The following is a 20,378-nucleotide window of genomic DNA, read 5'->3' as shown; positions in this document are numbered from 1 at the left end:
CTGGTCAGTGAAAGTTTTGATTATTTTGGGTTTTCCTGACCCCTAAAGCCATGTTATCAAGGATATAACATATATCCTCTGGTCAGGATAATGAGACGTCAGTTAAGCGCCTGCTAATACAAAGTAAATTTTTTACGACAGGAAATAAACATGCTGGATCTGGAAAAAGCGCAACGCCTGAGTTTAACCATGCAAGTGGAAGTGAGATTGAAAAACGCCCTTATCGTCGGCAGCCTGCGTCCTGGCGCGCGTCTGGTCACGAAGGAAATCGCCGATCAACTGGGGATCAGCATCACGCCGGTACGTGAAGCGCTGCTGCGTCTGGTGTCCTCTGGCGCGCTGAACGCCACCCCGGCCCAGGCGTTTCTGGTGCCGGAAATTAGCGAAGCGCGTTACGACGAAGTCACAAAGATCCGCAAAAATCTCGAAGGCATGGCCGTTGAGGCGGCGGCAGCGCATATCACGCCCGCCCGTATGGAGCACCTGCGCGAACTGTGCGACGCGTTCCGCGACGCCAAACTTGCCGGCAATGTTGAGCAGGCGTTGCAGGCCAACCGCGCGTTTCGTTTTCAGATTTACAGCTGGGCCGAAATGCCGACGCTGGTGGCGCTGATAGAACAGCTCTGGATGCGCATCGGCCCGTGCTTTAACTATCTCTATCCGCAGTCGGAAGATTTTGTGCGCGGACATCATAATTACGACGATTTGCTGGCGGCGCTGGAGGCGGGCGACGGTGAAGCCTGCGTGCGTGCGGTGCACAAAGCGATTAACGACGGCGCGGCCATCCTTAAAAAACAGTATTTCGGCTAAGACGCGCCCCGGCAAACGATTGCCGGAATGCGTATTTCCCTTTTCGTCTCCCCGGCGCTTTACTGACAGGGCAGCACAACGCCTGCGCACCCGCCGAGGAGGCGATTATCATGCATACCCCCGCACAGCGTCATGCGGCGCGCTCGCGCCTTCGCCGCATGCTCAGCGCCTGGCTCACGCCGCAACCGCCCGAGGCGCGAGCACTGATGCTCGAATCCTTTATCCCTTATGGACACCTCTATGGCCTTGACTTCGGCAACATCGACCCGGGCCTGCACCGCCCGCGCTAACCGCTACCGACGCGGTATCCGGCTGCGCTACTGGAATGAATTATGCGCGCCGCGTAATGGCCTTTGTCACGACAGCTTCCCGCGAGGCTTTCGGATAAAAGGCCATTTTTATTGCCGATAATTTCTTCTTTTTGCTAAAAAAACTGCCGTCCTTGCCGATAACCTCCTGTGGCTCTCCGGGAGCCCGATTATCGTAAAACAGGAGGCAGGATGGCTGGACTGGTAAACCGATTACGCAACGTTCGCATAACCCGCAAGCTCGCCGTCGGATTTGGCGTGGTGCTGCTGCTGGTGGCGCTGGCGACCGCGCTCTCCGCGGCGCGCTTTATGGCCATCCGCGACGTCAATGTTAAAAGCAATCTTATCTACGATATCAATATCGGCGTTTTTCAGGCCAAAATTAACCGGCTGAAATATTTCTATACCGGCGATGACGAGGCTCGCGTGCTGATGAGCCGCTACGTCGACGAGGCGCTGGCCAGAACCGGCGAGGCGCGCTCGCTGACGTGGTCTGCCAGCGAGCGCGTCCTCGTTGATGATATCCATCGCTATCTGCGAAGCTTTCAGAGCGGCATCACCACGATGAGCGACACCACCGGAAGGCTTGGCCAGATCCGCCGCCAGCTCGACGCGCTGGCGGGCCAGGACGATACCGCGCGCTATAGCCAGCTTATCCGCACCCCGGTCGCCGACACCGAACTCTCTTTCGCGATTTACGATCTGCTGTTCGCCATCAGCAGCCTGCGCGATGACGCCTGGGCCCTGCGCTTTAGCGGCACAGAACAGGCGAACCAGGCGCTCGCCAGCCGCTTTCAGGCGGTGGAAGGGCAATATCAGGCGCTGGTAAGCCGGCTGTCGCCGGAACTGCTGCCGCCGTTCGCCGGACTCTGGCAGGACACCGTGCGCTACCAGACGTTAAGCCGCGACTATTACACTGCCTGGGAGGCGCTGAAAGGCGCTGAAAACGCGGTGAAAAACGCAGGCGATAGCAGCAGCGCCGCCATCAAACAGATGGTCTTGCTCACCAAAGCGCAGAATGACGCGCTGACGTCGGGTTCTTCGACGCTCGCCATTCTCCTGGGCGCGCTGGCGATAGTGACAGGGGTTTTCGTGGCCTGGGCCATCACTCGCCAGATTGTGCGCCCGCTGATGATGAATCTCGCGCTCGCCGAGCGTATCGCCGATGGCGACCTGAGCGCGCAGATTGCAACAGATCGCCATGATGAATTCGGCAAGCTCACCGGCGCGATGGCCCGTATGAACGCACGCCTGCGTGAGATGACCGGCGAGCTGCGCGCAAGCGTCGGGCGGCTCACCCACACGGCAGGCGATATCGCGTCCGGCAACAGCGCGCTGGCGGCGCGTACTGAGCAGCAGTCCAGCGCCGTCGTGCAGACGGCGGCCAGCATGGAGCAGCTCACCGCGACCGTGAAAAATAACGCCGACAACGCCCGCCACGCCAGCCAGATCGCCGCCACAGCCTCGCAGACGGCCGGGCGCGGCGGTGGCGTGGTGCGCGATGTTGTGCAGACCATGCAGGATATCTCCGCCAGTTCGCGCAAAATCGCCGACATTACCGAGGTGATAAACAGTATTTCTTTCCAGACCAATATTCTGGCGCTGAACGCGGCGGTGGAAGCGGCGCGCGCGGGCGAACATGGCCGTGGTTTTGCGGTGGTGGCCGCCGAAGTGCGTAGCCTCTCGCAACGCAGCGCGCAGGCGGCGAAGGATATCGCGGCGTTGATTGATGAGTCGGTGAACCGTATTAAAACCGGCAGCACGCTGGCGGCCCGGGCCGGTGAGACGATGGATGAAGTGGTGCACTCCGTCACGCGCGTAAACGATATCATGGAAGAAATCGCTTCCGCCTCGCAGGAGCAGAGCCGTGGCATTGAGCAGATCTCCCGCGCGGTGAGCGCGCTCGACGCCACTACGCAGCAGAACGCCGCGCTGGTGAGCGCCTCGTCAAATGCCGCAGGCGATCTTGAAGCTCAGGCGGCGCGCCTGCGCGGGCTGGTCGGCGCGTTCCGTCTCGACGCGCGAACCGCACCAACACGCCCTGTAGTGGGCTTCGCGGCGCGTCCGGTCGCACCCGCGGCGACAGTGAGGCCGCGCGCGCCCGTAACGGACGAGGGCTGGACGACATTCTGACATTCCAGCTTCCCCGCCCACGCTTTCTTCTCCCGCGCCCGGTTTACCGGGCGCTCACTTTTCCCGCGGTGTACTAAGCTTTCGTTACCCTTAACGCAAATCAGGATAACGACATGACAAAAAACGCCTTTGTTGCTGTCGTGACCGGCGGCAGTTCAGGAGTCGGGCGCGCGACAGCCAGTTACTTTGCGGCCTCTGGCTATGATGTGGCGATCATTGCCCGTGGAGAGCAGGGCGTGGCGGAGACCACGGAAGAGTTAAAGCGCTACGGCGGTCGCGTGCTCGGCATCTGTGCCGACGTGGCCGACCCGCAGCAAGTCAGTAACGCGGCGCAACGTATTGAGGAAGAGCTGGGGCCGATGGCGGTGTGGGTCAATTGCGCCATGACGACCGTGCTCGCGCCGGTGGAACATATCAGTTTCGATGAGTTCAGGCGCGTCACAGAGGTGACGTATCTCGGCGCGGTAAACGGTACCCGCAGCGCGCTGCGCTATATGCAGTTACGCGACAGCGGCACGATTATTCAGGTAGGGTCGGCGCTCGCATGGCGCTCGATTCCGTTGCAGTCGGCCTATTGCGGGGCGAAAGCGGCTATCCGCGCGTTTACCGACTCGCTACGCTGCGAGCTCCTGCACCAGAAAAGCGGCGTGCGGGTGTCGATGGTGCAGTTGCCCGCCATCAACACCACGCAGTTCAACTGGGCGCGTAATAAGTTTCATCACCGGATGCAGCCGCTTGAGCCTATCTACCAGCCAGAAGTGGCCGCGAAAGCGATTTATGATGCCGCCGTGGCGCGCCGTCCGCCGCGCGAAGTGTGGCTGGGTAAAAACACGGTCATGTCGATTGTCGGCAATATGTTTTTCCCGGGTCTTCTCGACCGCTACGTGACAAAAACCTGGGAAGGGCAACTGACCGACGAGGCTGAACCGACGCAACGCCCCGATTACCTGTTCCAGCCGCTGGACAATGGACATCAGGCACACGGGCGATTTGACAGCCAGGCGAAGAACAAGGCCGTGGCCGTCGATTCACGCGTGATGGGCCTGGCGGCGGTGGCGGTAGCCGGGCTGTTACTGAAAAGCCTGTTCCGCCGCCGTTAAGGACTAGCGCATTCGCAGCCAGCGGTAGCCGTAACCGTTGATGCGAAGCTCGCAGGCGACTGGCGGATAATCATCATCCGCCAGGATCTCGCGGGCGTCCGTTAAATCCAGCTCGCCTAAATCCACCGTCACCGGCGCATGGCTCAGATTAGTGAGCATCAGCGTGGCGACGTTGTGATTCTGGTAGCGTACCGCGAAGACGCTCTTTTCCCGTACCGTGAACGGGTGAAAGTGCTGATAGCAGATCTCCGGCAGGGTGCGCCAGACTGCGATAATCTCGCGGATACGGTGCAGTAATGAGCCCGCGCGCGCCTCTTGTTCTTCGACGTTCACCACCTGATAGCGAAACGGCCCCTCTGCGATGAGCGGCTCCACAAACCTCGCCGGATCGCAGGCCGAAAACCCGGCACCAGTTCCGGGATGCCACTGCATCGGCGTGCGTACCGATTCCCGCTCCGGCTGTGAAAGCAGATCCCCCATGCCGATTTCCGCGCCGTAGCGCACCACTGGCGTGCCCGGCAGTGAAAACAGCAGGGCATGCGCCATCGCCTGATGACGCTCATCGCCACCGAGCATTGGCGCCAGGCGGCGACGGATCCCACGCCCGTAGATACGCATATCCGGGTCCGGGGCGTATTTCTCCATCACGAAGTCGTAATCTTCAGGCTCCAGATCTTCAAGGTCCAGCTCGTCATGGTTGCGCAGCCAGAAACAGTAGCCGCCGTTGGCAGGCGGCATGGGCAGTTCGTTGAGCGCTTTCACCAGCGGCGCGGCCGCTTCGCGGGCCAGCGCCAGAATCGTGTTTTTGTTTATCCAGAAGTTCAGCAGCGTGGTGAGTCGCTCGCCGCCGCCGAAGAAATCTTCAAATTCTGAGACGTTCACGTCCACTTCGCCAAGCAGGATCATATCCGGGTGGTCGGCGGTCAGCAGATCGTAGAAGTGGTTAAAGAGCCGGTAGCCGCTCTCGCGGTCGCCAGGCAGGCTCGCCTGTTCCACCATGTGCGAGGCCGCGTCGACGCGAAAGCCAGCCACACCTTTATCAGCCCAGAAGCGCAGCACGTGATCGACTGCCTGGATAACATCCGGGTGGCGCAGGTTGAGATCCGGTTCGTGATGGTAAAAGAGGTGCCGATAGTAGCGCTGCGCCTGTTCATCAAAGCGCCAGATATGCGGCTCGACGGTAGGAAACATCGGCGCAGGCTCATCCGGCCCCGGCGTGTCGCGCCAGAGATAGAAGTCGTGAAACGGGCTGTCGCGGCCCTTGCGCGCCTCCAGAAACCAGTTGTGCTCATTGGACGTATGCTGCGCCACCAGTTCGATAATCACCCGGATATTGCGTTTGCCCGCTTCGGCAATCAGCCACTCGACATCTTCCAGCGAGCCGATGCGTGGGTCGGGTTCCGTATGGTTTTCCACGTCATAACCGTTATCGCGTCGCGGCGAGAGATAAAACGGGGTCAGCCAGATGGCGGTCGCGCCAAGCGATTCGACATAGTCGAGCTTTTCAACAATGCCGCGCAGGTCTCCCCAGCCGTCGGCGTTGCTGTCAAAAAAACGGGTAGGATCGATCTGGTAGATGACGGCGTTCTGGTGCCACAGACGGCTCATAAGCGGACTCCTTTTAGCGGAAATCAGCCTTTAGTATAGGCGGGACGGGGAGATGACTAAAAAATGTGCGCCGTTTCGATGAAAAAAAGCGGGCGGCGCGAGGCCGCCCGGCGGGGTTATTCAAAGCGGTAGCTCAGGCTCGCGCCCACGCCGTAATTGCGGCCCGGCGCGGGCTCGTAGTAGCGGGCGTTGGATTCATTAACGATGACCGACCCGACATAGGATTTATCAAACAGGTTATCGACGCGACCAAACACGTCCAGCAGCCAGTTGCCGCGCTGGAATTTATAGCCTGTGTTGAGGCCGACAGTGGTATACGACGGCACTTTCGCATCGTTGGCGTCATTGGCCATGATGCTGCTCATGTAGCGCACGTCGCCGCCCGCGTACCAGCCGGTCTCCGGCTCATAACCGAGCGAGGCGTAAACCATGTTGCGCGCGATGCCCGGCATCCGGTTGCCGTTGCAGTCGCCGGTGCGGCAGACATTGGCGCGGTAGGTGGCGTCAAGGTAGGTCCAGGCGGTTTTCAGCTTCCAGGCGTCGCCAAACTGCTGGTCGAGCGCAAGCTCAACGCCCTGACGGCGGGTTTTGCCGGCGTTTTTATAGCTGCTACGCCCGCTGCCGACGCTCTGATCGACCACGATTTCGTTATCGGTGTCGGTCTGGAACAGCGCCACGGTGACAAGCCCGTTGCCGATGCGGGTTTTGCTGCCCACTTCCACGGTGTCGCTGGTGGACGGCTTAAGCGCGAAGTTCAGACCGCTCTGGCCACCAGAGCGATAGGAGAGTTCGTTGATGGTTGGCGTTTCAAACCCGCGGCCCCATGAAGCGTAAACATTCCAGGCGTCTGTCAGCGCATATTTCAGCGAGCCTGCCGGCAGCCACTTGTGGTAATTGGCCTCACCGCTGTCGTCGCCATTGCCCGGCGTGACATAAAAATCGTTGGAGTCGAACCAGATGTTGCTGTAGCGCACGCCCGCGTCGAGGCTCAGTTTGTCGGTGAGCTGCCATGACGTTTGCAGGTACGGATCGACGTTCCACATCAGGTTGCGCTCATTGCGGCGCAGCTCACCTTTCTCGCCATACTGCGGCGCGCCGTTGACCAGGCGGAAGTTTTTATAGCCTTTGCGGTCTTCGCTCATGTTTTCATAGGCGAGGCCGAGCGTGACGCTCACCGGCAGCCCTGCGAGCGCGTCGCGGTGCGTCCAGCGGCTGTCGATGCCCTGGTAGTGACGGGTGAGACTGATAACGCCGCCGGGGTTGGTGGGCGCGGCCTGAAAGCCCTCTTTGAATGACTGGAACTGCGTGGTTTCGCGCTCGCCCGCGTACGCCATCACGCTCAGATCGTCCTGTTCCGTCAGCGCGCGCTCGTAACGCAGGCCCGCCTGCGTCTGCTTTGTGGTTTTTCGGGTGTTGAATTCATCGCCGCGCGGCGACTGGCGCGGATTTTGATGCCACTCATCGCGGGTCAGGCCGCCCGGATCGTTGGCTTTGATATCAACGCTGTTGAACAGCAGCGTCAGCTTGCTGGCCTCATCCAGGCGCACGCCGAGCTTCGCGTTAGCGAGATTTTTACGCGCGCCGCTGTGATCGCGGTAGCCGTGCGTGGTGAAACGGGTGGTGGAAACGGTGTAATCGACATCGCCTGGCTGCGTGCCGTCGCCGGTCGCGCCGCTGGCTTTCAGCCCGTAGCGTACGCTGCCATAGCTGCCGTAATACGTGCCCGCTTCGATTTTCGGCGGCTGCGCTCCGGTTTCGGTTTTCACGTTGATAACGCCGCCCGAGGCATTGCCGTACAGCGCTGAGAACGGGCCGCGCAGCACGTCAACGCTCTCAATGCTGTTTAAATCGAAGTTTGAGGTATAGCCCTGGCCGTCCGGCATCGTCGCCGGGATGCCATCGACATACATGCGGATACCGCGCACCCCGTACGTGGAGCGCGACCCGAATCCGCGCATCGACAGTTGTAAATCCTGCGCGAAATTCTGACGATTCTGGATTTGCAGCCCCGGCACGCTGCCGAGGTTTTCCGACAGGTTTATCTGGGGAGCGGCGTGACGGAGCGTTTCGCCGTTTACCACGCTGACGGAGGCGGGTGTGTCCAGCTCAGAGATCCCGCCGGGGGCGGCGGTGACGATCAGGGTTTGTTCATTGATGGCGGCATGTGCGGGTGAGAGCGCGACAGGCAGCAAAAAAGCGAAGGGCGCAAAGCGAGCGCGGGAGATTTTCATGCGGTTTACTGAATCCCGGAAGTCATAAAATGAATAAAATCTGTGACGTAATGTTAAGCGTTATGTAAATTTTTGAAAAACTTAACGGCACGTTGCGTTAACCCTGCAAGTGTAGACGCCGCTTGCGGTTTCTACCCGCCGTAAAAAGATTTCCCTTTGGTTGAATAATGATTATTATTCTCATCCATAATAAAACGCCACGGCACTGCCGGGCAACGCTTTTGGATTCAATGTGATGCAACCCATTCTGTTTGTTTCAAAGGGAGTTCTTATGCAGTTACGTCACCTTTCCACGCCGCGCGCGCTGCTCGGCGCGCTGCTGTTCGCCAGCACGTTCGCCACATTTACCACCCAGGCCGCTGAGGAGATGCTGCGCAAGCCAGTCGGCAAGGGCGCGTATGAAATGGCCTACAGCCCGGCGGAACAGGCGCTGTTCGTCGCTACCTCGCAGAGCCGCAAGCTGGATAAAGGCGGCGTAATTTACCGTCTCGACCCGGCGACGCTTGAGATAACGCAGGTCATTCATAACGATCTCAAACCGTTTGGCGCAACCATTAACACGAAAACCAACACGCTGTGGTTCGGCAATACGGTCAACGGCGCGATAACGGCGGTCGATGCGAAAACCGGCGAGGTGAAAGGGCGTCTGGTGCTCGACGGGCGCGCCCGCTCAGAAAGCGTGAAGCCGCTGCAACCACGCGAACTGGCGGTGGATGAAACCACCAACACCGTTTATATCGGCGGGATCGGCAAAGAGAGTGAAATCTGGGTGGTGGATGGCGAAACGCTGCAAAAGCGCGCGAGCATCACCGGGCTCGGTAAATTCAGCGCCGGGCTGGCGCTGGACGCGGCGGCGAAGCGCCTTTATACCACTAACGCCGACGGCGAATTTATTACTATCGACACGGCGACCCATCAGGTGCTGTCACGCAAAAAACTGGCCGATGACGGGAAAGAGCATTTCTTTATTAACCTGAGCCTGGACGTGGCGAATCACCGTGCCTTTGTGGCGGACTCGAAACAGCCGCAACTGCTGGTGGTCGATACCCGCAACGGCGAAGTGCTGAAGAAAATTGACGCGCCGGACGCGCTGGCCGTGCTGTTTAACCCCGCGCGCAATGAAGTTTACCTGACGCACCGCGAGGCGGGCAGCGTCAGCGTAATTGATGCAAAAAGTTACGCTGTCACTAAAACCTTTAAAACGCCGGTGCATCCGAACAGCCTCGCGCTGTCGCCGGATGGCAAAACGCTTTACGTCACCGTCAAACAGGCTTCCAGCCGTCAGCAGGAAGCCACCAGCCCGGATGACGTTATCCGTATCGCGCTGTAATCAACCGCCCCGCATCAGGCGGGGCTTTTTTAGCGCTGCATACCCCAGCGCCGCACCGTGGCTTTCTCCAGCGTGGCGAAAACCAGCCCTTCCACCAGTAAGCCGATGATAATCACCGTCGCGAGGCCCGCGAATACCCGATCGGTAAAGAGCTCATTGCGGTTCTGGAAGATATACCAGCCGAGGCCGCCGTCGCCGCTTGAGGCGCCGAATACCAGCTCGGCGGCGATAAGCGTGCGCCAGGCGAACGCCCAGCCAATCTTCAGCCCCGAGATAATGGAGGGCAGCGCCGCCGGGATCAAGATATTCACCACCAGCCGCGGGCCGCTCAGCCCGTAATTGCGACCCGCCATGCGCAGTGTATCCGGCACGCCCTGAAACCCGGCCCAGGTATTGAGCGCAATCGGCCACATCACCGAGTGCACCAGTACGAAGATAAGGCTCCCCTGACCCAGCCCGAACCAGAGCAGCGCCAGCGGCAGCAGCGCGATGGCGGGCAGCGGGTTGAACATGGCGGTAAGCGTACTGAGCAGGTCACGTCCGGGCCGCGTCGAGATAGCCAGCGCGCTGAAAAGCAGCGCCAGTATGCTCCCCAGGGCATAGCCTTTTAAGAGCGTACCGAGCGAATTCACCACTTTATCGGGCAGCTCTCCGCTGTGCATATCTTCACTGAAAGCGCGCAGGGTTTGCACAAACCCCGGCAGCATCAGATCGTTATTCTGAACGCGCGCCACGCCTTCCCAGAGCGCGAGCAGCACAACGACCAGCAGCGTTTTGCGCGCCCAGGCCTGGTTCCAGAGCCGGGTGAGTAGCGGCAGCGGCGTATCTATCGGCAGCGTGCCGGGCAGCGCGGTCTCACGCTGATATTCGGGACGGACGGGGGGCAGATGCGCCATATTGGGGCTCCTTCGCCGGTGGTTGGGGGGACGCCGGGAACAGCAGGTCGTGGATCTGGCGCGCGGCCTGCGCAAACGCCGGGGTCGCGGTATCTTCCATGCCGAACTGATGGCAGTTGATCTCCGCCCGCACCTGGCCCGGATGCGGCGATAGCACCAGAATACGGCTGCCCACCATCAGCGCCTCTTCAATCGAATGGGTGACGAACAGCAGCGTAAAGCCCGCGTCCTCCCACAGCGTCAGCAACTCCGCCTGCATATGGCGACGCGTAAGCGCATCGAGCGCGGCGAAGGGCTCATCCATCAACAGGATTTTCGGTTTCATGGCCAGCGCGCGAGCGATGGCGACGCGCTGTTTCATCCCGCCCGAGAGCATATGCGGCAGCGCGTCGGCAAACTTTGTCAGCCCGACTTTGGCGAGAAAATGCTCCGCCCGCTCGCGCGCCTCGGCTTTGCTGGCCTGACGGCTCGCCACCAGGGGAAACATGACGTTCTCCAGCACTGTTTTCCAGGGCGGCAACTGGTCAAACTCCTGAAATACCATCATCCGATCCGGTCCGGGCTTTGTGACAACGTCACCTTCAAGGTGAATGGTGCCGCTGACGGGCGCAAGAAACCCGCCGATCGCTTTCAGCAAGCTCGATTTACCACAGCCAGACGGGCCGAGCAGGATAAACCGGTCGCCGGGCCAGACGTCGAAAGTTATCTCATGCGCCGCGCGCACCCGGCGCTCGCGGGTACGGTATTCGAGACTCAGCGCGTCAAGGCGCAGCAGCGGCCCTTCGTTTTGTGCAGTGAGCATGGCAGCCTCCGTTAAAAAGGCGCGTCGCCTTCGATAGTGGTGCGATAGAGTTTGCGGCGCAGATGCGCGGGGCAGCCGGTCGCCAGATGGATAAGCGAGCGGTTATCCCAGAAGACCATATCGCCGGGCTGCCACTGGTGGTATCGCCGGGCTGCCACTGGTGGCGGTAGAGGTGTTCAGGACGCACGCTGTGAGCCCAGAGGGCCACCAGGATCTCCCGGCTTTCGTCCTCCGGCAGCCCTTCGATATGGGTGGTGAATCCTTCGCTGACAAACAGCGCTTTGCGCCCGGTCTGTGGATGCGTGCGTACGACCGGATGCGAGACCGCCTGCACCTCGGCAAGCTGCTGCTCGGTGAGCTGCGGACGCCAGTGGCTGCCGAATTTCGGGCGGCTGTAAGTCGCCGTATAAGAATGCACGGCCTTTTTGCCTGCCACGGCGCGCCTGAGCGCTTCCGGCAGCGTCTCATACGCGAGTTCCATATCCGCAAAGAGCGTGTCGCCGCCTTCTTCTGGCAGCTCTTGTGCATAGAGCATGGAGCCGAGGCTCGGCAGCGTTTTATAGGAGAGATCGGAGTGCCAGAACTTTCCGGCATCCCCCAGACCAATCGGCTGTCCGTTTTCGATAATATTCGAGACGATCAGGATTTCCGGATGGTCCGGCAGCAAAAATTGCTTCAGCACATGGATTTGCAGCGGGCCGAAGCGGCGACTGAAATCGATCTGCTGACGCGGCGTGATGTTCTGCTTGCGAAACACCACAACGTGATAGTCGAGGTGCGCCTGATGAATACGGGCGAAATCCGCGTTATTCACCGGCAGGCGCAGATCCAGGCCGGTAATTTCCGCCCCGAGACGCGCAAAGGGCGTGATGGTGAACGATTGCGAGGCAACCGGTGTGGCGTTAAGCGTGGTGGTCATTAACGTGTCCTTCAGGGGAGCAGGTGATTAACTGCCAGGGTTTTCCCAGGCGTCATTAAAGAAATAGTCTTTCCAGGAGTCAGCTTTATTTTTTAATACGCCAAGCTCGTGGAGCTTTTCGGCGTAAATAAAGGTGCGCTGCGGCGAAACGGTAAATTCAATTTCCGGATCGTTAACGATTTTCTCAACCAGCGGGCGCGGCAGGCGCGATTTTTCCACGCGAATATAGGTTTCGGCGGCCGCGTTTTTATCCGCGTTAATGATTTTCGCGGCCTCGCTTAGGGCGTTATAAAACGCGCGACAGGTTTTGGGGTTTTCATCGTGGAATTTCTGGGTAGTGTAGAGCACGTTAAAGGTCGCTTTGCCGCCCAGTACGTCATAAGAGCTTAAAACTTTATGCACGTTGCTATGCTCCAGCGCCTGATACTGAAACGGGGGGCTTGAGAAGTGCGCGGTGATTTCTGATTTACCGGCAATCAGCGCCGCGCTGGCATCGGGGTGCGGCAGGCTGACGCTGATAGTGTCAAAACGCTTATAGTCGCTGTTGCCAAAGCGGCGGGCGGTTTCGATTTGCAGCGTGCGGGACTGGAACCCGACACCCGCTGCGGGCACCGCGATGCGGTCCTGGTCGGTGAGATCGCTGATACTTTTCACCGCCGGGTTATTGCTGAGCAGATAATTGGGCATGGAGCCGAGCGCGGCGATCGCTTTGACGTTCTGGCGGCCTTTGGTGCGGTCCCAGAGGGTGAGAAGCGGCGGTACGCCCGCCGAGGCGACATCCAGCGCGCCTGAGAGCAGGGCTTCGTTCATGGCGGTCGCGCCAGAGAGCGTGCGCCACTCGACCTTGATATCAAGCCCGTCTTTTTTACCCTCTTTTTCGATGAGCTGCTGGTCGCGTACCACGTCCAGCAGTAAATACCCGATGCCGAATTGCTGTGCGATGCTGATATTACCTTCCGCCTGCGCTGCGCCGGCAGTCGCCATTAATGTCAGCATCAGCCAGGGGCGCGCTGTGATATTCTTCATAAAATCCCGCTAATAATAAAATTGAAAGGTGATATAGCGTTCTGGCTTTTATCTTGCAGGCGCGGGATTAAAAATGAAAAGTGTTTATTGGAATAACTTAGCGCGAATAGATAAATGCTTTTTTTCGCGAAGCTTTGCTGAAAATAAAAAAAGCGGGCCGCAGCCCGCTGTGATTATTTCGCCGGAATAACCGTCGTCACAAGCGTCGGCATCTCCCAGGTGCCGCCCGCGCGAATAAGACGGCATTCACCCGTATTGTAATCGTCGCTCTGTATGAAGGTGTCGCCGTTCCAGGTCCAGCTTGCGCCGCTCATGCAGTCGCCAATGCCGCGCCCGCGCTGAACGGAGGTGATAACGCCCTGGTCATAGTCGTTGGCGATAAGCGTTATCAGCGTCGGTTTGCCTCTGAGCGCCTCATCAATGACCCAGTAGCCGTTACCCTCGTTGTAGGCCGCGCGCCAGCAGGTGGCGGCAATCAGCGCCTTGCCGTTGCTTAACGGCGTAACGGTCACCGGCTCGTTACGCAGCGTTTCATCGGTCAGCCCGTCACAGCTGTCACCGTCGAGTTTTGTGGCTTCAAGCCGCGGCAACAGCGTGGCGAGCGCTGCCCCGGTGAGCGTGACAGGCTGCGCCTTGCTTACCACAGCGGCGTGGATAACAGGCGCCGGAACGGCGGCGGGAACGGCGCTTTCCGGTTTATCCCCTTTTTTGATGAGGGCGCCCGGCGTGCCGACGCGGCCCTGTACGTCGTCCATTTTCAGCAATACCGCGCTGGCGCCCGCAGCGGAGAGCGCGAAGCGGCGATTATCAGATTTAAACACCACGTTGCCGCGGCCTTTGACGGCGTTGATGACGGCCGCGGTCTGCGCCTCGTTGAGCTGCCAGGTCTCATCTTTGCGCTCTTCAGGGAGCGTGCCGAGATCTTTACCGTCGATAGCAAGGCGCATCGGCCCCTGTGAGGGTTTATCGTCGTCATTCATGTCGCCAAGACGAATCTGGCCGGTGACCGGCGTATTCGGCCCGGCCTCCCGGGTCAGCAGCAGCGAGCCGCCGGTGCCGTCACTGGCTTCATAGGCATCGACGCGGCAGGTGCCGGTGTTATCGCAAACCATGCTCCAGTCTTTATGGTTGAAGTAAGCTCGCTCGGGCATCACGGCCGCGGCGCTGAGCGCGAAACAGAGGGGAGTCAGTGCGAGACCACGCAGAGTTGCGGCTTTCATAACGGTTCCTTGTGTACGTTTTGCTGCGCCATAGGGTGAAGCGCCGCGGCGTTTCGGACAACCTACCAGTAATAGTACGCACAAAAAAAGGAGCCTGGCGGCTCCTTTTTCACGCAGGCGGGGTTACTCCTGATGCTGTTGCGGCGCGGTGCTGTGGATTGCTTCCACGCGCTTGCGCACGCCGAACCAGCCCGCGATCAGCAGAATGGCGATCAGCGGAATGGAGGCGATGGTGAAGGTGCCGTTCGGGTAGTCGAACGCCATCAGCACCAGCACGGTGGCGAGGAACAGCAGCGTCAGCCAGGAGGTAAACGGCGCGCCCGGCAGTTTAAACGGCACGTCATCGGCCTTGCCTTCTTTGATGGCTTTGCGCAGGCGCATCTGGCAGACCACGATAAACGCCCAGGAGGAGATAATACCGAGCGACGCGACGTTCAGGACAATCTCAAACACCTGCGACGGCACCAGATAGTTCAGGAATACGCCGACCACATAGACGCACACCGTAACCAGAATGCCCGCAAACGGCACCTGAGATTTGCTCATCTTCGACATGAACTTTGGCGCGGAGCCGCCCATCGACATCGAGCGCAGGATACGGCCAGTAGAATAGAGACCGGAGTTGAGGCTGGAGAGCGCCGCAGTCAGCACCACCATATTCATGATATCGCCGATATAAGGCACGCCGAGCTTCGAGAAGAAGGTCACAAACGGGCTCTGGCCCGCCTGGTAGGCGTTCCACGGCAGCAGCAGCACCAGCAGCACCACGGAGCCGACATAGAACAGGCCGATACGCCAGATAACGCTGTTAATGGCTTTCGGTACCATCGTCTGCGGATCTTTACATTCGCCCGCCGCGGTGCCAACCAGCTCGATGGACGCAAAGGCGAATACCACGCCCTGCACCAGCACTAACGCAGGCAGCAGGCCATGCGGGAAGAGGCCGCCGTTATCGGTTATCAGATGAAAGCCCGTGGCGTTGCCGTCGAGCGGTTTACCGGTGCCGAGAAACACCACGCCGACAATCAGGAACACCACGATGGCCAACACTTTAATCAGCGCGAACCAGAACTCCATTTCAGCAAACCACTTCACGCCGATAAGGTTCATGGTGCCGACAATCGCCAGCGCGCCGAGCGCGAAAACCCACTGCGGCACGTCACCAAACGCGCCCCAGTAGTGCATATAGAGCGCCACGGCGGTGATATCGACGATCCCGGTCATCGCCCAGTTCACGAAATACATCCAGCCCGCCACGTAAGAGGCTTTTTCACCAAGGAATTCACGGGCGTAGGAGACAAAACTGCCGCTCGACGGACGGTGCAGCACCAGCTCGCCCAGCGCGCGCAAGATAAAGAAAGAGAAGATGCCGCACACCAGATAGACCAGCGCCAGCGACGGCCCGGCCGCCTGCAGACGCGCGCCCGCGCCCAAAAACAGGCCCGTACCGATGGCGCCGCCGATAGCTATCATCTGCACCTGACGGTTGCCCATCGCTTTGTGATAACCCTCTTCATGAGAGTTCAACCAGCGTCGTTTCGCGGCGCGATGCTCAGCCGCGTTTTGCTTCGTTGTTTTCATTCGTTTTCCTGTAGTCCTGTCTGAACCTGAACGAGCCAAAATAACCGCCCGCCGTAAACCAACCAAACGATTGCCTGTGCTGGTTTTTTGTACGGCAAATGTCTGTCTTTCCTGTGATTATGTTGTGCGGATAAGACAAAACATGGCGCAGCATCCTAACCCCAAATTCCGGGCTACGCAAAGCCTACCAGTCAGGGTGTGAACCAGAACTTGTTAGCCCATAACGCCATCAGGGTTGTTGTGCGCAGAGTGCGCAAAAAAGCCGTCTTGTCTTGTCCTGCAAAACCCTGATAATGCCGTTTTCTGTGCGGCATTGATGGCGAGGAGAGCCGATGAAAAGCAAAGCACGCGTGCTGTTAATGATGATGTTGATGGGCGGGAGCGCGCAGGCCGCGACCGACTGGACGCCGGATGCGGTAGTCAAACCGCTGATGGCGCAATACCAGATCCCCGGCATGGCGGTGGCCGTGTCGGTCAATGGCGAAACGCATTTCTGGCATTATGGCGTGGCGTCGAAGGAGACCCGCAAACCGGTGGATGACCACACCCTGTTTGAAATCGGCTCGCTCAGTAAAACCTTTACCGCCGCGCTGGCAAGCTACGCGCAGCAGGAGGGCAAACTCGATTTCAGCGCGCCCGCCAGTCGCTATCTGCCGACGCTTAAAGGCAGCGCGTTTGATGGCGTGACGCTGCAAAACCTCGCCACGCATACCTCCGGCATGCCGCTGTTTGTGCCAGATGAGGTGAAAACCACGGCGCAACTGATGGACTGGTATCGCGCCTGGCAGCCGAAACAGCCGGCAGGCACCGAACGCGTTTACTCTAATCTCGGCATCGGGATGCTTGGGCTTATCACCGCAAAGGCGCTTGATAAACCTTTCAGCGAGGCGATGGAGCAGGGGCTGCTGGCGGAATTCGGCATGAAACAGAGCTTTGTGAATGTGCCTGCCGCTGCGATGCGCGACTACGCGCAGGGTTATAACAAAGACGACAAACCGGTGCGCGTCACGCCCGGCCCGCTGGACGCCGAATCCTACGGGCTGAAATCAAGCAGCGCCGATTTGCTGCGCTATCTGCAAATTCAGCTCGGCGAGCGCGAGGTGTCGCCGCGCTGGCGGGCTTCGCTGGATGCCACGCATAACGGTTACTACCGCAGCGGCGAGTTCACGCAGGGACTGATGTGGGAGTATTATCCGTGGCCCTCGTCGCTCTCAACGCTGCTGGAAGGCAACAGCAGCCAGCGCATTATGAAAGGGCTCACGGCGACCGCCATCGTGCCGCCGCAGCAAGCGCCACAGGCCGCCTGGTATAACAAAACCGGCTCCACCAACGGGTTTTCGACCTATGCGGTGTTTATCCCCGGAAAACGTATCGCGCTTATTATGCTCGCGAACAAGTGGTTCCCGAATGACGATCGCGTAAAAGCGGCGTATCAGATTGTTGAGCATTTCGATAAATAGCACGCCATAAAAAAGGCCGCCCGCGGGCGGCCTTCGCATGACGCATCGCGAATCAGAGCTTCGTGATAACCACATCCTGATCGAGACGGGATTTCGGCAGCGTGGCGTTGAAATCCGCGTCGCTACGATAGCCGATAGTCGCCACCACGACGCTCTTCAGGCCTTTTTCTTTAAGGCCCAGCACCTCGTCCATTTTCTCCGGGTGGAAGCCTTCAATCGGCGTCGCGTCGAGGCCCATCGCGGCCGCGCCCAGCAGCAGGAAGCCGAGGGCGAGATACGCCTGACGGGTCATCCACTCGCGCTGCTGCTCCGGGGTTTCGCTATTCAGGCCCACGAAGTAGCGGCGGCCTTTGTCGTTGCCGGCGCGCGCTTCTTCGCTGTCATAACGGCCATCCTGCTGCTCTTTTTCCAGCAATTGCAGCAGGTGCGCTTCGTTCAGCTCTTCTTTAATGGTGAATACCACGGTCATGGCGGCGTTCTGCGCTTTGACCTGGTTGGCCTCCATCAGCGCGGGCAGGATCTGCTGTTTGCCTTCGTCGCTGGTCACCGCGAAGAAGTGCCACGGCTGGGAGTTGACTGAGGAAGGGCTAAAGCGCAGCAGATCCAGCAGTTGCTGCTGCTGGTCGGCAGTGAGCTTACGGCTGTTGTCATAGGCTTTGCTGGTATGGCGTGTGCGAATAATGTCATTAAGGTTCATAAGCATTTCCTGATGTAATGCCGGGCCGGTTTATCACCGGCTCGGGCTGGTCTGTTATTGTCATGATTAAGGAAACTGATAGTAGTCGAAACCTGACGGCAGCAACACCCGGCGCGTTCTGTCGGGCGCGTAAGCGGCAAAAAATGCTAAAAATTACGTGACACTGTCACTAAAAGAGCCCAGGCAGCGACCGTTGCGGCAAGAAAAGGGTGAACGGCGCGCGCGGTTTCAGGCATTATCAACCTACGCTTACTCCACCAAGGAACTGTTATGCCGCATATTGATGTGAAATTCTTCCCGCGCGATCTCAGCGAACCTCAGCAGCAGGCGCTCGCCGAGGCGTTAACTCAGGTCATCGTGAAACATCTGCAAAGCAAAGAAAGCGCGGTGTCAGTGGCGCTTAACGAAGTGCAGCCGGAGCAGTGGAAGGAAGCCGTGTGGGATAAAGAGATAGCGCCGCATCTTGATACCCTGGCGCGCAAGCCTGGCTACGAAATGTAAGCCATAAAAAAACCCTGCCGTGGCAGGGTTTTCGTTTAATCATCGCTTATTTTTTCTCGCCCGGCTTTTTCACCTGACGCTCAACCGGGGGCACAGAAGCGCCCATCTCAGCGCCGGTCACCGGGTTGATGCTCGGATCGGACTGCAGACGCTGCGCCATGTTCAGTACGCTTGCCTGCTGATCGGGGCCAAGCTGGATATCAATCATACCGTCGCCTCCATTAACTGCCGGCTGCGGATCGGCAACGTATTCAAAGTTTTCGTCGCTGTTCCAGCTGCCGCGCAGGTCGTCACCTTTGGACATGTTGTAGTAAACATTCGTGTACTGTTCCACCGGCGGCAGTTTGCCCGGCGGGAAGTTATTACGAATAGAGTAGAGCGCTTTCTCAAACGAAAGCATATGCGCCACTTCACGGGTCATCAGGAAGCCCAGCGCGTCTTTCACGCCCGGATCGTCCGTCAGGTTAATCAGACGCTCATAAATAATCTTCGCGCGTGCTTCCGCTGCGATGTTAGAACGCAGATCCGCGGTGATTTCGCCGATCGTGTCGATGTAAGCCGCAGTCCAGGGTACGCCTGCGGAGTTGGTCAGCGGCGGCCCGCCCCCGTACAGCACCTGGGTCAGGTGGCTGTCATTGCCGGCACCGGTAATGGAGCGATACAGCTCGCCTTCGGTTTCGGTAGCTTCCGCCAGATCGCCTTTGGCGCCTTTGTTGAGCATCCCCACAAGTGAACCGATAATTTCCAGATGGCTCAGTTCTTCTGTGGCGATATCCATCAGCATTTCTTTACGCGCCGGATCTTCATCACCCAACCCCTGGGTGAAATAACGGGTGGCCGCAGCCAGTTCGCCCTGCGGGCCCCCAAATTGTTCCAGCAGTAAATTTGCCAGCCCCGGGTTCGGCTCCGCAACGCGGACCGTATATTGCAGTTGTTTTACATGTCGGAACATCAGGCTCTCCTGTTTACACGACAACACTCAATACAAACCTGCCAGCGAACTGGCAGGCAAAGTTAAATCACTTTTATTTTTTCGCTTCTACGCCAGGTGCCGCGGAGCGATTAAGGAATTGCTGAGTAACATCCGGTAAATGATTCAGGCACCATTCGGCCATCGCAATTTCCTGCTCCAGGATTTGCTGGAATACCGCAACGCCCTGTTCGTCGCCAACCGCTTTTGCAGCGGCAATCAGCGAGGTATAGCAGGCGATTTCGAACTGTTCGAAAACGTAGCCACTGATAGCGCCTTTCACCACTTCGTCCGAGGCGAACATGCCGCCTACCGCCTGGCCCATTGCCGTCATTTTGCTCATGGTGTCTTTAACGACAGAGCTGGATACGTTATTTCTTTCAATAACCGAATCAATCAGTTGAAGCTGGTGACGGGTCTCTTCAATGTGCTGCTCAATGCGTGCTTTGAGATCCGGATAGTGCTCGATACGGGAAGCCATTGATTCCAGCATCTGTTCCGCTTGTTTCTCCATCGCATGGGCGTCACGCAGCCAGTCATGATAATTTTCTTCGTATGTCGTCATAAATCACCTCTTCCGGAATAAAACAGTTGCCTGTAAAGAAATTTTTTATGCGTCCTCTACAGAATTTATTAAATTTGATACGCACTAAAAAGCGTAGCAGATATTTTTGAACGGAAGCGGCAATTCGGGATATTCTGTTTTTTGAGAGTAATCCTAAGTGAAATTAACTGGATAATAATTATTCACTTGAGGCTTAAATATGTACATCATTTCGCGCTATG

The 20,378-nt window shown here is 58.6% G+C and carries 18 protein-coding genes; 7 read left to right on the top strand and 11 right to left on the bottom strand.

What is annotated here, in order from left to right; genetic code table 11:
* Positions 1 to 150 precede the first annotated feature (150 nt).
* From AFK63_RS09025 to AFK63_RS09010, 4 genes are all read left to right on the top strand, one after another.
* Positions 151 to 810 (top strand): GntR family transcriptional regulator, encoded by a 660-nt coding sequence (locus AFK63_RS09025; protein ID WP_038863041.1) that lies wholly within the window; start codon positions 151 to 153, stop codon positions 808 to 810.
* A 110-nt stretch (positions 811 to 920) separates the two neighbouring features.
* Positions 921 to 1,100, top strand: a complete 180-nt coding sequence (locus AFK63_RS09020) for a hypothetical protein (protein WP_038863039.1) — start codon at positions 921 to 923, stop codon at positions 1,098 to 1,100.
* A 210-nt stretch (positions 1,101 to 1,310) separates the two neighbouring features.
* Complete coding sequence (locus AFK63_RS09015; RefSeq protein ID WP_038863038.1) at positions 1,311 to 3,251, top strand: methyl-accepting chemotaxis protein; 1,941 nt, start codon at positions 1,311 to 1,313, stop codon at positions 3,249 to 3,251.
* A gap of 113 nt (positions 3,252 to 3,364) precedes the next feature.
* Entirely contained in the window at positions 3,365 to 4,351 is a 987-nt protein-coding gene (locus tag AFK63_RS09010) for an SDR family oxidoreductase (RefSeq protein ID WP_038863037.1), read from the top strand.
* Between the two features lie 3 nt (positions 4,352 to 4,354).
* On the opposite strand, the gene AFK63_RS09005 is transcribed toward AFK63_RS09010, so the two are convergent.
* Complete coding sequence (locus AFK63_RS09005) at positions 4,355 to 5,959, bottom strand: alpha-amylase family protein (RefSeq protein ID WP_038863036.1); 1,605 nt, start codon at positions 5,957 to 5,959, stop codon at positions 4,355 to 4,357.
* Between the two features lie 116 nt (positions 5,960 to 6,075).
* A complete protein-coding gene (pqqU, locus tag AFK63_RS09000) occupies positions 6,076 to 8,190 on the bottom strand; it encodes a TonB-dependent receptor PqqU (RefSeq protein ID WP_038863035.1) in 2,115 nt (704 codons plus the stop codon).
* Positions 8,191 to 8,461: 271 nt separating this feature from the next.
* Here pqqU and yncE point away from each other — a divergent pair, with 271 nt between their 5' ends.
* The gene (gene yncE, locus AFK63_RS08995; protein ID WP_038863034.1) at positions 8,462 to 9,520 is read left to right on the top strand and encodes a 7-bladed beta-propeller protein YncE; all 1,059 of its coding nucleotides are present in this window, start codon (positions 8,462 to 8,464) and stop codon (positions 9,518 to 9,520) included.
* Positions 9,521 to 9,549: 29 nt separating this feature from the next.
* Here yncE and AFK63_RS08990 read toward each other — a convergent pair whose 3' ends face one another.
* From AFK63_RS08990 to ansP, 6 genes are all read right to left on the bottom strand, one after another.
* The gene (locus AFK63_RS08990) at positions 9,550 to 10,416 is read right to left on the bottom strand and encodes an ABC transporter permease (RefSeq protein ID WP_038863031.1); all 867 of its coding nucleotides are present in this window, start codon (positions 10,414 to 10,416) and stop codon (positions 9,550 to 9,552) included.
* Positions 10,376 to 11,218 (bottom strand): ABC transporter ATP-binding protein, encoded by an 843-nt coding sequence (locus tag AFK63_RS08985; protein WP_038863030.1) that lies wholly within the window; start codon positions 11,216 to 11,218, stop codon positions 10,376 to 10,378. The genes AFK63_RS08990 and AFK63_RS08985 overlap by 41 nt, the downstream gene beginning before the upstream one ends.
* Complete coding sequence (locus tag AFK63_RS08980; RefSeq protein ID WP_456062137.1) at positions 11,178 to 12,137, bottom strand: TauD/TfdA dioxygenase family protein; 960 nt, start codon at positions 12,135 to 12,137, stop codon at positions 11,178 to 11,180. The genes AFK63_RS08985 and AFK63_RS08980 overlap by 41 nt, the downstream gene beginning before the upstream one ends.
* Before the next feature lie 27 nt (positions 12,138 to 12,164).
* Complete coding sequence (locus AFK63_RS08975) at positions 12,165 to 13,163, bottom strand: ABC transporter substrate-binding protein (RefSeq protein ID WP_038863029.1); 999 nt, start codon at positions 13,161 to 13,163, stop codon at positions 12,165 to 12,167.
* A 173-nt stretch (positions 13,164 to 13,336) separates the two neighbouring features.
* Positions 13,337 to 14,383, bottom strand: coding sequence for a DUF1176 domain-containing protein (locus AFK63_RS08970; protein ID WP_053531566.1), 1,047 nt, complete (start codon positions 14,381 to 14,383; stop codon positions 13,337 to 13,339).
* A 123-nt stretch (positions 14,384 to 14,506) separates the two neighbouring features.
* Positions 14,507 to 15,964 (bottom strand): L-asparagine permease, encoded by a 1,458-nt coding sequence (ansP, locus tag AFK63_RS08965; RefSeq protein ID WP_038863025.1) that lies wholly within the window; start codon positions 15,962 to 15,964, stop codon positions 14,507 to 14,509.
* A 332-nt stretch (positions 15,965 to 16,296) separates the two neighbouring features.
* Between ansP and ampC the strand changes: the two genes are divergently transcribed.
* A complete protein-coding gene (gene ampC, locus AFK63_RS08960; protein WP_038863024.1) occupies positions 16,297 to 17,424 on the top strand; it encodes a class C beta-lactamase in 1,128 nt (375 codons plus the stop codon).
* Positions 17,425 to 17,476: 52 nt separating this feature from the next.
* Here ampC and nfsB read toward each other — a convergent pair whose 3' ends face one another.
* A complete protein-coding gene (gene nfsB, locus AFK63_RS08955) occupies positions 17,477 to 18,121 on the bottom strand; it encodes an oxygen-insensitive NAD(P)H nitroreductase (protein WP_038863023.1) in 645 nt (214 codons plus the stop codon).
* Between the two features lie 270 nt (positions 18,122 to 18,391).
* Here nfsB and pptA point away from each other — a divergent pair, with 270 nt between their 5' ends.
* Positions 18,392 to 18,622 (top strand): tautomerase PptA, encoded by a 231-nt coding sequence (pptA, locus tag AFK63_RS08950; RefSeq protein ID WP_038863021.1) that lies wholly within the window; start codon positions 18,392 to 18,394, stop codon positions 18,620 to 18,622.
* Positions 18,623 to 18,668: 46 nt separating this feature from the next.
* Here pptA and AFK63_RS08945 read toward each other — a convergent pair whose 3' ends face one another.
* Both AFK63_RS08945 and AFK63_RS08940 read right to left on the bottom strand, forming a co-directional pair.
* Positions 18,669 to 19,574 (bottom strand): manganese catalase family protein, encoded by a 906-nt coding sequence (locus AFK63_RS08945; RefSeq protein WP_038863020.1) that lies wholly within the window; start codon positions 19,572 to 19,574, stop codon positions 18,669 to 18,671.
* A 73-nt stretch (positions 19,575 to 19,647) separates the two neighbouring features.
* Complete coding sequence (locus AFK63_RS08940; RefSeq protein WP_038863019.1) at positions 19,648 to 20,157, bottom strand: ferritin-like domain-containing protein; 510 nt, start codon at positions 20,155 to 20,157, stop codon at positions 19,648 to 19,650.
* Between the last annotated feature and the right edge of the window lie 221 nt (positions 20,158 to 20,378).

Origin of the sequence: Cronobacter muytjensii ATCC 51329, assembly GCF_001277195.1 — a bacterium.
Taxonomy (GTDB): domain Bacteria; phylum Pseudomonadota; class Gammaproteobacteria; order Enterobacterales; family Enterobacteriaceae; genus Cronobacter; species Cronobacter muytjensii.
Note: the sequence above shows the minus strand (reverse complement) of the source record. Positions and strands in the feature narration are given on the sequence as shown.